The sequence below is a fragment of the Streptomyces sp. NPDC002580 genome, from assembly GCF_042889485.1.
GTDB lineage: Bacteria > Actinomycetota > Actinomycetes > Streptomycetales > Streptomycetaceae > Streptomyces.
The window spans coordinates 227,313-240,103 of record NZ_JBIAQZ010000007.1 but is presented as its reverse complement, the minus strand read 5'-3'; the positions used below and the strand labels follow the sequence as shown (position 1 = coordinate 240,103).

Annotated in this window: 12 protein-coding genes; 7 read left to right on the top strand and 5 right to left on the bottom strand. The window is 72.3% G+C overall.

What is annotated here, in order from left to right; translation table 11 throughout:
• Positions 1-677: 677 nt before the first annotated feature.
• Together ACFYW7_RS22655 and ACFYW7_RS22650 are read right to left on the bottom strand one after the other, a co-directional pair.
• Entirely contained in the window at positions 678-2,219 is a 1,542-nt protein-coding gene (locus tag ACFYW7_RS22655) for a DUF3152 domain-containing protein (RefSeq protein ID WP_389505081.1), read from the bottom strand.
• Between the two features lie 8 nt (positions 2,220-2,227).
• Positions 2,228-3,217 carry an alpha/beta fold hydrolase gene (locus ACFYW7_RS22650; RefSeq protein ID WP_389505078.1) on the bottom strand — a complete coding sequence of 330 codons (990 nt, stop codon included), beginning with the start codon at positions 3,215-3,217 and terminating at the stop codon, positions 2,228-2,230.
• A gap of 160 nt (positions 3,218-3,377) precedes the next feature.
• Here ACFYW7_RS22650 and ACFYW7_RS22645 point away from each other — a divergent pair, with 160 nt between their 5' ends.
• From ACFYW7_RS22645 to ACFYW7_RS22630, 4 genes are all read left to right on the top strand, one after another.
• Positions 3,378-3,602, top strand: coding sequence for a hypothetical protein (locus ACFYW7_RS22645; protein ID WP_389505076.1), 225 nt, complete (start codon positions 3,378-3,380; stop codon positions 3,600-3,602).
• Positions 3,603-3,785: 183 nt separating this feature from the next.
• The gene (locus ACFYW7_RS22640; RefSeq protein WP_389505074.1) at positions 3,786-4,427 is read left to right on the top strand and encodes a TetR/AcrR family transcriptional regulator; all 642 of its coding nucleotides are present in this window, start codon (positions 3,786-3,788) and stop codon (positions 4,425-4,427) included.
• A gap of 278 nt (positions 4,428-4,705) precedes the next feature.
• Positions 4,706-4,933 carry a DUF3107 domain-containing protein gene (locus ACFYW7_RS22635; protein ID WP_028801993.1) on the top strand — a complete coding sequence of 76 codons (228 nt, stop codon included), beginning with the start codon at positions 4,706-4,708 and terminating at the stop codon, positions 4,931-4,933.
• A gap of 402 nt (positions 4,934-5,335) precedes the next feature.
• Positions 5,336-5,605, top strand: coding sequence for a hypothetical protein (locus ACFYW7_RS22630; protein ID WP_389505072.1), 270 nt, complete (start codon positions 5,336-5,338; stop codon positions 5,603-5,605).
• 168 nt (positions 5,606-5,773) lie between these two features.
• Here the strand turns inward: ACFYW7_RS22630 and ACFYW7_RS22625 are convergent, their stop codons facing one another.
• Positions 5,774-6,535, bottom strand: coding sequence for a ferritin-like fold-containing protein (locus ACFYW7_RS22625; protein ID WP_389505070.1), 762 nt, complete (start codon positions 6,533-6,535; stop codon positions 5,774-5,776).
• A gap of 473 nt (positions 6,536-7,008) precedes the next feature.
• Between ACFYW7_RS22625 and ACFYW7_RS22620 the strand changes: the two genes are divergently transcribed.
• Both ACFYW7_RS22620 and ACFYW7_RS22615 read left to right on the top strand, forming a co-directional pair.
• Complete coding sequence (locus ACFYW7_RS22620) at positions 7,009-9,201, top strand: DEAD/DEAH box helicase (protein WP_389505068.1); 2,193 nt, start codon at positions 7,009-7,011, stop codon at positions 9,199-9,201.
• A 362-nt stretch (positions 9,202-9,563) separates the two neighbouring features.
• Entirely contained in the window at positions 9,564-10,445 is an 882-nt protein-coding gene (locus ACFYW7_RS22615; protein WP_389505065.1) for an alpha/beta fold hydrolase, read from the top strand.
• A 135-nt stretch (positions 10,446-10,580) separates the two neighbouring features.
• On the opposite strand, the gene ACFYW7_RS22610 is transcribed toward ACFYW7_RS22615, so the two are convergent.
• On the bottom strand, positions 10,581-11,477 hold the full coding sequence (locus ACFYW7_RS22610) for an NYN domain-containing protein (protein ID WP_389505063.1): 897 nt from the start codon (positions 11,475-11,477) through the stop codon (positions 10,581-10,583).
• 206 nt (positions 11,478-11,683) lie between these two features.
• Here ACFYW7_RS22610 and ACFYW7_RS22605 point away from each other — a divergent pair, with 206 nt between their 5' ends.
• The gene (locus tag ACFYW7_RS22605) at positions 11,684-11,860 is read left to right on the top strand and encodes a hypothetical protein (protein WP_267031761.1); all 177 of its coding nucleotides are present in this window, start codon (positions 11,684-11,686) and stop codon (positions 11,858-11,860) included.
• Positions 11,861-11,973: 113 nt separating this feature from the next.
• On the opposite strand, the gene ACFYW7_RS22600 is transcribed toward ACFYW7_RS22605, so the two are convergent.
• Complete coding sequence (locus ACFYW7_RS22600; RefSeq protein ID WP_389505061.1) at positions 11,974-12,579, bottom strand: MarC family protein; 606 nt, start codon at positions 12,577-12,579, stop codon at positions 11,974-11,976.
• Between the last annotated feature and the right edge of the window lie 212 nt (positions 12,580-12,791).

The following is a 12,791-nucleotide window of genomic DNA, read 5'->3' as shown; positions in this document are numbered from 1 at the left end:
ACCACACAAAACCCCCCGCTACCCCCTGTTTGGGGCCCCGGGTGGCCCCCGGGCCCCGCCGGGGGTACCACTTGGGCGCCCCGGGGGGGGGGGGGCGGGGGGGGGCCCCCCCCCCCCCACCAGAAGGGGTGAACGGCCGTAACTTTCCCGCACAGGCGGCGTTTTGGCGCGCTAGGGGATCAAGCAGTCACGTTTCGCTGGGCTCGGGCCTTCGATCGGCTCACCTCGGGGACAGCTTCGCGCGCGCTCCGAGCGGCGCCGCGCCGCGACCTCCGGGGCGAGCCGCGACCTCCGGGGCGAGCCGCGACCTCCGGGGCGAGCGGAGGCATTCCCGGGTGTACGCCTCCCGGCGCGCACAGAGGACCGCGCCGACGCGCCCGTGCTCGACCACCCGTCCACACCGACCGCCCGTCCACACCGTGCGCGTGGGCGAGTCGGACCGGGAGACGGAAGACGAACCCAGAGGCGGACCCGGGGACGGCCCAGAGACGAACCCCCGGAACAGGAACGGGGACAGACCCCAGTACGGACCCGGGGACGGACCGACGCGGAGGCGGGCGGACGAGCACAGGGTTCGCCCAACGCGTCAGGCACCGGTGTCCGGCCGGGCCGAAAAAGCTCGACGCGGCCTCGGCTCCCCCGTCGGCTCTCAGCCTCGACCCGGACTCGACTCTCCGTCAGCTCTCGGGAAAAGCCCAGGGGTTGGCCAGACAGTGCACTCCGTCGTGGTCGAGGAACTTGGTCTGCTGCTGCATGACCGGGGCGAGTTCGCCGTCCTTGTCGCAAGTGACGTGACCGTATCCGAGCCGGTGGCCGACCTCGTGGTTGATCAGCATCTGCCGATAGGAGTGGATCTTGTCGTCGCCGTAGGTCGTGGAACCCTGGGCCCAGCGGTACGCGTTGATCATGACGCGCTCGGTGGACGCCGAGTCGCACGACACGTTGTCCTCCGTGGTGTCGAGCCCCGACTTGGCGCACCAGTCGGCGGTGGTGCCCGGGCTCGCCAGCGTGATCACGAAGTCCGGCTTCCCGGAGTGGATCCGCTCGAAGGTGCGGGTGCCGCCGTGGGACCAGCTCCGTTCGTCGTTCAGGGTCTTCTGCACGGCTTCGGCGAAGAGTTCACCGTCGAGGTCGAGGCCCTGTTCGATGTCCACGCGATAGGTGTACTTGTGCCCCTTGCCCGGCGCCTTGGCGATTCCGGGCACCGCGTCGAACTTCCCCGATCCCTTGAGCTTCGCGCCGAGCTCGTACGTCCTGGCCATCTTCTCGCCGTACGTCAGGGGCGCCGCGGCGACGTTCGGCACCCCCGACTGGGTCGGCCGGTCGTCGCCGCGCGAGGCGGAGTCCTGGGTCACGCGGCCGCCGTCGTCGGCGGCCTGTGTCCGCGCGCCCGCGTCGTGCTGTCCCGAGACGGCCTGTCCGGCCACGACGACGGCCAGGACGGTGGTGACGGCGGCCGCCGCGATCCCGGTGAACGCCCAGCCCTTGCGCCCCTTCCCGTCGGCCTGGTCCTCCGCCTCCGGCCGCGATCCCTCACCGGGGTCGGAGGCCGGGGAGTCCCAGTTCGCCGCGGAACCATGAGGGGCGGCGGGACCGTCCGTGTGCCCCGGAGCGCCGCCGCGGCCGTCCGCCTCGAGGTCGAACGCGTCGACGTACGACTGCCGGGGAGCCGTCGCGGGCTCCTGTCGCTGTCGGGGGACCCGCCCGGGAGGCGCGCCCCGCGGAGTTCCGCCGGCCGGGGGATTCCCCCAGCCGCCGCCCGGTTCACGCTGTTCGGGATGCCCGCCCCGGACCCGGGGCGTCCCGTGCGCCGGCGTTCCATCAGGGAACCGCGGCATACCGTGCGCCGGCGTTCCGTCGGGGAACCGCGGCATACCGTGCGCCGGGGTCCCGTCAGGGAACCGCGGCGTACCGTGCGAGGGAGTGCCGTCCGCGTAGCGAGGGACCCCGCGGGCGGGAGTGCCGTCCGTCGGCATCGGGAAGCCGTGTGCCGGGGTCGGGTCGTCGAAACGCGGCGCGCCCCTCGTCCCGGGCGCACCCCTCGTCCCGGCCCCGCCCGCGGGCGGGTAGGGCCCCAGGGCGCCGTTCGGCGGTGCGGCCGCGCGGCGGGTGCGCTCCGGGGCCGGCGCCGGAGCGGGTGCCGCCTCCGCCGCCGGAACCGCTCGCGTCCGCGAGGTGTCCGGCTTGTCGGCCCGCCCCCGACGACTGTGTCGTCCCACTTCCCGCCTCAGCTCTCCGCGCCGATAACCACCGAGGAGGGCAACTCTCCCAGGTCCGCCAGGAGTTCACGAAAAGCGGTGGCCACCGCCTCCGGATACTCCATCATGGCGACGTGCCCCGCGTCCGGCAGGGACAACAGCCGGGAATCACGGAAGGCACGGGCCGCGCGCTGGGCCATACGGTAGCCGACGAGTTGGTCCCGGCCGCCGTACACGAGCAGCGTCGGGGCCAGCACCCGCTCGGCCTGACGCCACAATCCGTGCTGCCCGCCCAGCGTGTACGCGTTGACGACCCCGCGTGCCGAGCGGGCCATGGCGTCCCAGAAATAGGGGAGGGCGAGCCGCCGCTCCATCTCCTCGACCGCGTGCCGGAACCCTTCGGGCGTCACGATGCCGGGATCGCCGTAACAGAGGGCGAGCACTCCCCGTACGCGCTGCTCGGCGCTCCAGTCCCTGGTGAGCCGGGTGAACAGCCCGGCCACTCCGGGCAGGGCGAGCAGCGCGGTCGGCAACGCGGAGCGCTGCGCGCGAATCTCGGGCAGCGCGGGCGAGACCAGCGTGAGCGTCCGGACGAGATCCGGCCGCACGGCCGCGACGCGGGTCGCGACGGCCCCGCCGAGGGAGTTGCCGAAGAGGTGCACGGGTCCGCGTCCGGAGGCGTCCAGACAACGGATGACCGCGCGCGCGTGTCCCGTGACCGAGTAGTCGCCGTCGTCCGGGGGCGGCGAGTCGCCGAAGCCCGGCAGATCGACGGCCTCGCCGTCCACGAGGCCGTCGAGCAGGGCCATCAGCGCCGACCAGTTCTGCGAGGAACCGCCCAGGCCGTGCACGTACAGCGCGGGCGGCAGGCCCTGTCGCACCGGTGGTCTCGACCGGATGGTCAGGGTGATCCCGGGGAGCCCGACCGATCGCAGCCGCTCCCCCTCCGCGACGCGGACGGCGCCGACCCTGGGCAGGACGGTTGCGGCCGGTGCGGCAGGGAGTTCCGTCGAAGACATGCCGCAATGTTACGAGACGATCACGCGGGGGCTCATGTGTTCGCGGTCACAGATCGCGAGTGGATCGCATAGCGTCCGGATCGCGCGTCTCCTAGGCTTCGAAGGAGGGCACTCGTACGCACACCAGAAGCGCGCTCGTACCCGTTCGGGAAGAGGAACCATGACAGTCGACCCGACAGACCCCGGAACTTTCGATGACCAGTTCCGGGAGATCCTCGACGCGGAAGCCTCGGAGGCCGACGCCGCCGAGCAGTCCGCGGAGCTGGAGCCCGCGGACGACGTCGACCCGGAACCCCCGGGCGACCAGCTCAACGCGAACGAGGCGGATCTCGCCGAGCAGGCCCGGGTCGTCCGGCAGAACGAGGACGACTATCCGGTGACGTGACACCGCTGATCGAGGCCGCCGAGGCGGCCGGGCGCCCAGCTGGTCCCCTTCGGCCCACTGTGTGCCGCCGCCGTCGGCGTCCGGTCCGTGAAATTCTGCGCTCGCACCGCACACAGCGGGGTTACCGAAAAGTACGATGGCGACGCGGCGCACACCCGCACGTGGACAATTTTGGGAGGCGGCGTGACAGCCATCGAGCAGACAGAGGCAGCACGCCCGCGGGGCACTCGCCTGCCGCGCCGTGCCCGACGCAACCAGCTCCTCGGCGCCGCCCAGGAAGTTTTCGTTGCGCAGGGGTATCACTCGGCCGCCATGGACGACATCGCCGAGCGCGCGGGCGTCAGCAAGCCGGTTCTCTACCAGCACTTCCCGGGCAAGCTCGATCTGTACCTCGCGCTGCTGGACCAGCACTGCGAGTCGCTGCTCCTGGCGGTGCGGGCGGCGCTCGCCTCGACGTCGGACAACAAGCTGCGCGTCCGCGCCACGATGGACGCCTACTTCGCGTACGTCGAGGACGACGGCGGCGCCTTCCGGCTGGTCTTCGAGTCGGACCTGACCAACGAGCCGGCGGTGCGCGAGCGCGTCGACAAGGTGACGCACCAGTGCGCCGAGGCGATCTGCGACGTCATCGCGGAGGACACGGGCCTTTCGCGCGAGGAGTCCATGCTCCTGGCCTCGGGTCTCGGCGGCCTGGCCCAGGTGGTGGCCCGGTCCTGGCTGCACAGCGACCGCAGTGTCCCGCGCGACCAGGCGGTACAGCTGCTGACCTCGCTCGCCTGGCGGGGCATCGCGGGTTTCCCGCTGCACGCCCTCGAAGGCCACTGACACCGGGCGGGACGCCATCGGCATCCGCTGACGCCGGGCACCGCCGGCACCGTCCGCCCTCGGCACCGTCCACCGACGGCATCCCTCGGTACGGAGTCCGATCGCGACCGACACGGAGGAAGCGGCCGGGGGCACGCCCCCGGCCGCTTCCTTGTTCCCGTCCGCTGTTCGCTCCTGGCGTTCCCCGGCTGAGCGTGCGCCTCCCCTCACCGGGCTAATGTGTGCTGCGTACGGCGCGTACGAACGCGCACATGACTGACCGTCGGAGGGACAAAGCCGTGGAGGTCAAGATCGGCGTGCAGCACGCGCCCCGCGAGATCGTTCTGGAGAGCGGTCAGACCCCGGAAGAGGTCGAGCGCGCGGTGTCCGAGGCGCTGGCAGGCAAGTCGCAGCTGCTCAGCCTCGTGGACGACCACGGCCGCAAGGTCCTGGTTCCGGCCGACCGACTGGCGTACGTGGAGCTCGGCGAGCCCACGCAGCGCAAGGTCGGATTCAGCGCTCTGTAGAGCTGCTCGGTGGTACGTGAAGGGGCCCGGTGACGATGTCACCGGGCCCCTTCACGTACCACCGCCACCCGCTGGACACCGCACCCGTTCCGCTGGGCGCCACACCCGTTCCGGCACATTCGTCCGGCGCGCGCGTCGCCCCACGGGCGTCCGCCCGGCCGCTCACCACCGTCGGGACCGCGATACGTCGGAATCGTCGACCCGCCGCCGTCCGAACGCCGTGGGCGGCGGTCCGGACACCGTCGGCGACCGTCCGGCGACCCCCGCGCCCGGGCCGCACGGTCATGTCGCACGTCCGCGGACGGAGCACAGGACGCACGGGCGGGAGGGTTGCGTTCCGCACGTCACGGGTAGGACGGGCTACGACCGATTTGCACCGGCCGTGCGGGAGGAAACCTCACCATGTTCTTGGAAGCCCTCGGGTCCGCGCTGCTCGGTTTCGCGTTGGCGTGGGGGGCTGCGTACCGCCTGCCGCACCGCCTGCCCTCCCGCAGCCTCGTCCTGTCGACCGGTGTGGCGGGAGCCCTGTTCGGCGCCTTCCTGACGCACACGGCACTGGGCTCCGGGCACTTCCTGGTGATTCTCCTCGGCGCGGTGGCCGTCGCCGCGGCGCTGCTGTCGCTGCTGCTGCGCCCGGAGGAGCGTTTTCGACGCAGCTCGGCGACGGCGTAGCCCGTCCCGCGGGCCCCGCCGACGCCAACCGCGTGGCTGAGGTCCGGGAGACCGCCTCCGGACCGCGCCCCCGGTCCCGTCCCGCGGGACGTTTCCCGGACAGCCGCCGGGCTTACCCGGCCGCCCGGACTTCCCTGGCCTCGCGAACTTCCCGGGCTTCCCGTGCGTCTACGCCGCGAGACCCAGTGCGGCCATCCGCTTGGTGTGCGCCTCGGTGATCCGGGAGAACATCCGGCCGACCTCCGCGAGGTCGAAGCCGTCCGCGACCCCGCCCACCAGCATCGTCGACAGGGCGTCACGGTCGGCGACCACGCGCTGCGACTGGGACAGCGCCTCGCCCATCAGCCGTCGCGCCCACAGCGCGAGCCGGCCGCCCACCCTCGGGTCGGCGTCGATCGCGGCGCGCACCTTCTCGATGGCGAAGCCGGCGTGACCGGTGTCGTCCAGGACGCCGAGGACGAGCCCCCGCGTGTCCGAGTCGAGACGGGCCGCGACCTCACGGTAGAAGTCACTGGCGATCGAGTCGCCGACGTACGCCTTGACCAGGCCTTCCAGCCAGTCCGAGGGCGCCGTCTGCTTGTGGAAGCCGTCGAGCGCCGCGACGAACGGCTCCATCGCCTGCGTGGGCTCCGCGCCGATCGCGGCGAGCCGGTCCCGCAACTGCTCGAAGTGGTGGAACTCGGCCGACGCCATCTTCGCCAGCTCGGCCTTGTCGCTCAGCGTGGGCGCCAGCTTCGCGTCCTCCGCGAGCCGCTCGAACGCCGCGAGCTCGCCGTACGCGAGGGCTCCGAGCAGGTCCACGACCGCGGCGCGGTACTGCGGCTCGGCCGAGGCCGTGTCCCAGTCCTGCGCTGCTACTCCGGTGGCCGCGGGAGCGGTGTCGGCGGGGGCCTCGGCGGGCTTCTCAGCGGCGTTGTCAGGCGTCGTCATGAAGCGCACAATAGCCCGCTGACAGCGCGGTGGAAGTCCCTGGTCAACCAGTGTGACGACGACTACGTGACCAAATCGGCCATCGCGTGTGCGTGATTCCGGGGTATGGTGGTAATGCGCCCGGCGAGTATTCGACGGGCCGCACGAATGAGGATGCCCGGTCGGTGGCCCGATCGGCTCCGACCCGACAGCCCTCCTTCAGTCGGTACGGCACCTTGCGTACGACATCCGGAGGGAACCCTCAGCGGCACGAGAGCTCGAGCGTCGGCAGTGGTCCCATGCCACTCGGCCAGCCCGTCAAGAGCGGCCGACGTCCCCGGCACGGTCCCGACACGACCCCCGCGCTCGCCTCGCACCGCGTACACAGAAGAGGCAGCACCCTGACTACGACTTTCCGAGACCTCGGAATCCTTCCCGAGACGGCCGAAGCCCTTGAGGCCGTCGGCATCGTCACCCCGTTCCCCATCCAGGAGATGACGCTCCCCGTCGCCCTTTCGGGCAGCGACGTCATCGGCCAGGCCAAGACCGGTACCGGCAAGACGCTGGGCTTCGGCCTTCCGCTCCTCGAGCGCGTCACCGTCCCCGCGGACGTCGAGGCGGGCCGGGCCACGCCCGAGCAGCTGACCGACGCCCCGCAGGCCCTCGTCGTCGTCCCGACGCGCGAGCTGTGCACCCAGGTGACGAACGACCTGCTGACCGCGGGCAAGGTCCGCAACGTGCGCGTTCTCGCCATCTACGGCGGCCGGGCGTACGAGCCCCAGGTGGAGGCCCTGAAGAAGGGCGTCGACGTCATCGTCGGCACCCCTGGACGGCTGCTGGACCTCGCGGGCCAGAAGAAGCTGAACCTCAAGCACATCAAGGCTCTCGTCCTCGACGAAGCCGACGAGATGCTCGACCTGGGCTTCCTGCCCGACGTCGAGAAGATCATGAACATGCTGCCGGCCCGCCGTCAGACGATGCTGTTCTCGGCGACCATGCCGGGCGCGGTCATCGGTCTCGCGCGTCGCTACATGTCGCAGCCCACGCACATCCGCGCCTCCGAGCCGGACGACTCGGGCGCGACGGTCCGCAACACCGAGCAGTTCATCTACCGCGCGCACAACATGGACAAGCCCGAGCTGGTGTCCCGCATACTGCAGGCCGACGGCCGGGGCCTGGCCATGGTGTTCTGCCGTACCAAGCGCACGGCGGCCGACCTCGCGGACCAGCTCCAGCAGCGCGGCTTCGCCTCCGGCGCGGTCCACGGCGACCTCGGCCAGGGCGCCCGCGAGCAGGCGCTGCGCGCCTTCCGCAACGGCAAGGTCGACGTCCTCGTCTGTACCGACGTGGCCGCCCGCGGCATCGACGTCGAGGGTGTCACCCACGTCATCAACTACCAGTCCCCCGAGGACGAGAAGACGTACCTGCACCGCATCGGCCGCACCGGCCGCGCGGGCGCCAAGGGCATCGCGATCACCCTCGTCGACTGGGACGACATCCCGCGCTGGCAGCTGATCAACAAGGCGCTGGACCTCGGCTTCAACGACCCGCCGGAGACGTACTCCACGTCCCCGCACCTCTTCGAGGAACTCAAGATCCCGGTCGGCACCAAGGGTGTCCTGCCGCGTTCCGAGCGTGTCCGCGCCGGGCTCTCGGCCGAAGTGGTCGAGGACCTGGGCGAGACCGGTGGCCGTGGCGGCGGTCCGCGTGGCCGCGGTGGCCGTTCGGCGCCCCCGGCCGCCGGCGAACGTGATCGTGAGCGTTCGGAGCGCACGCCGCGCCAGCGCCGTCGTACGCGCAGCGGTGCGGCGCCGGACGAGGCGGCCGTCTCTCCGGCTGCGGCTCCCGCGTCCACCGAGGCCACCGAGCCCCGCACGCCGCGCCGCCGTCGCCGGACCCGTTCCGGAGCCGGCTCCGAGCAGGTGGCCGCCGCTGTCGTGGCCGCTCCGGTAGCCGAGGCCGCGGAGGTCGTCGTCGAGACGGCCGAGGCTGTCGTCGGCGAGCAGGCCAGGTCGCGCCGTCGCCGGACCCGCAAGCCCGTCGAGACCGTCGACACCCTCGTCGAGACGGCCCAGGCGCCGGTGACCGCGGCCGAGGCCGTGGTCGAGAGCGTCGCCGCCCAGGTCGTCGCCGAGATCGCCGCCGAGGCTCCGGCCAAGCCCGTACGCCGCCGGACCCGCAAGGCCGTCGAGACGGCGCCCGTGGCCGAGCCGGTCACCGAGGCCGTCGAGGTCACGGAGGCCCCGGCCAAGCCGGTGCGTCGCCGGACCCGCAAGGCCGCCGAGGCCGTACTCGACACCGCCGAGGCAGCCGCGACCGAGGTCGCCGAGGCGGTCGCCGAGACCAAGCCGCGGCGTTCGCGGGCGAAGGCCGCCGTCGCCACGGACGTGGCGGAGGACGCCGAGGCCAAGCCCGTACGCCGCCGGACCCGCAAGGCCGTCGCCGACGCCGACATCCCGGCCCAGGCCACGGACGACGCCGAGGCCGAGCCCGCCGCCCGCCGACGCACCCGCAAGGCCGCGGAGACCGTCCTCGACACGGTCGAGGCCGTCGCCGAGGCTCCGGCCAAGCCGCGCCGTACCCGGGCGAAGGCCGCCGTCGCCACGGACGTGGCGGAGGACGCCGAGGCCAAGCCCGTACGCCGCCGGACCCGCAAGGCCGTCGCCGCGGAGCCCACGGAGAGCTGATCTCCCGTCCGATGGCCCGGTCCCACCTTCCGGTGGGGCCGGGCCATCGGCGTTCTCCCCCTCACCGGCCCGCTACGGCCCCGCACCCGCCGGCACACGACCGACCGGCCGAGCCATGGGGCGGGTCGCCGTGCGCGCCGGGTCTCCCGGGCCGTGGGCCGCGCACGACGGAGCTGTTCGAGCCGGCCCCGGACCCTTGACCGTACGGAACCCGGCCCCCGTGACGCGTGGGGCGGCCCGAGGGCCGTCGACCGACCACGACCGCCGGGAACCGGCCGCGAGGACGGGACGACGGCATCGTCACGGCCGAAGGCCACCCACCCGCCGCGCGACGGCCGCCGTCGCCCGATAGCCTCCTCCGCATGAGCAGGCCCTATACGTTCGTCCCGCCCGCCGGTGTCCGCGCCTACCGGCTGTCGACCTCACGCGGCGAGTTCGCCGTGCTCGACGCCGCCCCCGACGGGCCACCCGAGGGCACCGCGCTGCTGCTGCCGGGGTTCACCGGCAGCAAGGAGGACTTCATCGCGCTGCACGCGCCCCTGGCCGCTGCGGGATACCGGACGGTGGCTGTGGACGGGCGCGGCCAGTTCGAGACCGACGGACCCCGGGACGACGAAACGGCTTACGCGCAGAGCGAGTTGGCGCAGGACGTACTCGCGCAGGCCGCCGCGATCGGCTCCCCCGTGCATCTCCTGGGGCATTCGCTGGGCGGCCAGATCGCCCGCGCGGCGGTGCTCATCGACGCCTCGCCGTTCGTCTCGCTGACGCTCATGGCCTCCGGTCCCGCCGAGATCTCCCCGGCCCAGCAGGAGCGCGTCAAGCTGCTGCGGGACGCGCTGGCCGTGATGAGCATGGCCGAGGTGTGGGAGGCGATACGCGCGATGGAGCCACCGGAGGAAACCGACACCGGCGGGCTGGACGCGGGGCTCGACGACCTCGCCGACCTGCGCCGCCGCTGGCTCGGCAACAGCCCGGCCCAGCTCGTCGCCACGGGCCGTCAGCTGTGCGTCGAGCCCGACCGCGTCACCGAACTGGCCGCCGTCCCCCTCCCGAAGCACGTCATCTCGGGCGAGCGGGACGACACCTGGCCGGTCTCCCTGCTGGACGAGATGGCCGTGCGGCTCGACGCCCACCGCACGCTCGTCGAGGGGGCGGAGCACTCCCCCAACGCCGACGAGCCCCTGGCGACCGCCCGCGCTCTGGCCGGCTTCTGGAGCAGCACCGCCCGCCGGGACCTGCCCTAGCCGTACTGCCCTGTGAGGTCGGGGACGCCCCTGCCCGGCGCCACCCGTACGGCGGCCCCGCCCCTCCGCGCACCCGGCACCCGGCACCCGGCACCCGCGCCCAGCCTTGCGCCCGGCACTGTGCCCAGCGCCGGTCTAGTACTGCGCCTGAAGGTGTTCCCAGAAGCCGTCGCGCAGTGCGCGGCGCAGGTCCGACTGGCCGCGCAGGGAGTACTGGAGCAGTCCCTCGGCCTCGACCAGCAGGTCCTGGTCGACCGAGCCGGGGAGGTAGGGGTGCCCGGGCAGCAGCTCCACCAGGGACTCCCGGCCCCGCGCAGCCAGCCACTTCGCGACGATCTGGGCGCCGACGAAGCGCACGTCCTCCCGGGTGGGCCGGGCGGCCGCCGTCGGGTCGTACGACTGGGCGGTCCGCCGCGCCACGTACGGCTTGAAGAAGTCGAGGTCGAACGTGCGCTGGCTGTCGACCTCCCAGAGCAGCGGTTCGGCCTGGTTGCGGCCCTCGGGCGCCTCGATGCCCCAAAGGTGGACCCGGGCCCCGTAGCCCTGCGCCGCCTCGACTGCGGAGACGAGATCCTCGTCGCCGCCGAGCAGCGCCGCGTCACTGATGGCACGGTGCCGGGCGAGGGACTCCAGGTCGGACCTGATGAGCGAATCGACGCCCTTCTGCTGGTTGTTGGCGTTCAGATTGCCCAACCGGACCTTCACATCGGGGAGTTCGGCGATCGACTGCTGCTCCGCGGTGTGGATGCGGCGTCGCGCGCCGTCGTACCAGTAGACGCGCAGCAGCCTGCTGTCCGCGAAGATCGTGCGGGCCCGGTCGATGAGTGCCTCGATGAGGCCCTCGGTGTCCAGGTCGAACGAACGGCGGTCCTCCGTGCCGGCGACGAGCCGCCCCGCGGCCGCGTACAGATATCCGGCGTCGACGAAGATCGCGTGGGTGGAGGGCGTCTTCGCGACCTCGGCGAGCATGCGCTGGAGCAACTCGTTCGTACGGTCTATGCGGGCGGCGAGCGCCGTGTGGTCGTCGTTCATCGGTTCCATTGTCCCGGCGGTCACGCTGCGAACACAACCGGCGTCGTTCAGTCTCCGCCACTCGGCTTACCCACGGGTAATTAGGTTCTCGAAAAATTTCCTTAGCGTAGGGAATGTTTGTAACACGCATCCCGTTGGCTAGGTGTACGGGAGAGGCGGGAACACCGACGACTCGCCTTCCGACACAAGTAGTTCTCCTCAGGAGGATGACCAGACGAAGGGAGAAGCCCTTGCGCTTCGAAATCATGCGACTCGACGATGTCGACGGCACGCCCGTGGACAGCACTGTCGTGGACGCCGCCTCCGTCAACCGGATCGTTCAGCAGGCCGCCGCCATAGGGCAGCGACTGTGGATCCGCCCGGCCGACACGTCCGCCTCGTAATACGGGGACACGCCCCGTAGCGCACCGACGCGCCGCGGACGGCGGACACCGCTCAGACTTCGGAGCCCCGCACGGCGATGCCGTGCGGGGCTCCGTGTGTCCGCCCGGAGCGGTCAGCTCCCCCGGATCACCTGGGTGACGCCGTTGATGATCTGCTGGACCGCGATCGCGGAGAGCATCATCCCCGCGAGCCGGGTCACCAGCACGACGCCGCCGTCCTTGATGACGCGGATGATCAGCAGCGAGTAGCGCATCACCACCCACAGCACGACATGGATCGCGAGGATGGCGGTCCACACCGAGACCTGGGTGGCGACGCTGTCGGCCTTCTGCACCGCGAGGATCACGGAGACGATCGCGCCGGGCCCGGCGAGCAACGGCATGCCCAGGGGCACGAGGGCGACGTTCACGTCCTTGGTCTGCTTCGGCTCGTCCGTCTTGCCGGTCAGCAGGTCGAGCGCGATGAGCAGGAGCAGCAGTCCGCCCGCGATCATCAGCGCGGGCACGGAGACGTGCAGGTAGTCCAGGATCTGGTGCCCGAGGAGCCCGAAGACGGTGATCACGCCACCGGCGACGCAGACCGCCTGGAAGGCCATCCGCCGCTGCACCCGCGCGGGGCGGCCGGCGGTGAGCGCCAGGAAGATCGGGGTGATCCCGGGGGGATCCATGATGACGAAGAGCGTGAGGAACAGGGAGCCGAAGACGGCGACGTCGAACATGGTGAAGGGAAGCCTTGCGAGGTGGTGAGCGGGGGTGGACGGGTCTTCCGACCACCCGGGACACGGGCCCGACGACAGGGAGCCTGCCGACGCGGGGCCCGGGGCGGCCACGGAGCACGGGACGGCTCGGGGCCTGCTGGAGTGAGCCGTGCACGGACGCGGCGCGACCGCCGCGCGGGCCGTGCCGGACGACTACGGGGTCCGGCGACGCG

Coding starts and splice junctions, on each gene's coding strand:
- ACFYW7_RS22630 (WP_389505072.1), top strand. CDS start 5,336: ATGTTCTTGGAAGCCCTCGGGTCCGCGCTGCTCGGTTTCGCGTTGGCG.
- ACFYW7_RS22615 (WP_389505065.1), top strand. CDS start 9,564: ATGAGCAGGCCCTATACGTTCGTCCCGCCCGCCGGTGTCCGCGCCTAC.
- ACFYW7_RS22645 (WP_389505076.1), top strand. CDS start 3,378: ATGACAGTCGACCCGACAGACCCCGGAACTTTCGATGACCAGTTCCGG.
- ACFYW7_RS22610 (WP_389505063.1), bottom strand. CDS start 11,477: ATGAACGACGACCACACGGCGCTCGCCGCCCGCATAGACCGTACGAAC.
- ACFYW7_RS22605 (WP_267031761.1), top strand. CDS start 11,684: ATGACCAGACGAAGGGAGAAGCCCTTGCGCTTCGAAATCATGCGACTC.
- ACFYW7_RS22650 (WP_389505078.1), bottom strand. CDS start 3,217: ATGTCTTCGACGGAACTCCCTGCCGCACCGGCCGCAACCGTCCTGCCC.
- ACFYW7_RS22600 (WP_389505061.1), bottom strand. CDS start 12,579: ATGTTCGACGTCGCCGTCTTCGGCTCCCTGTTCCTCACGCTCTTCGTC.
- ACFYW7_RS22625 (WP_389505070.1), bottom strand. CDS start 6,535: ATGACGACGCCTGACAACGCCGCTGAGAAGCCCGCCGAGGCCCCCGCC.
- ACFYW7_RS22620 (WP_389505068.1), top strand. CDS start 7,009: ATGACGCTCCCCGTCGCCCTTTCGGGCAGCGACGTCATCGGCCAGGCC.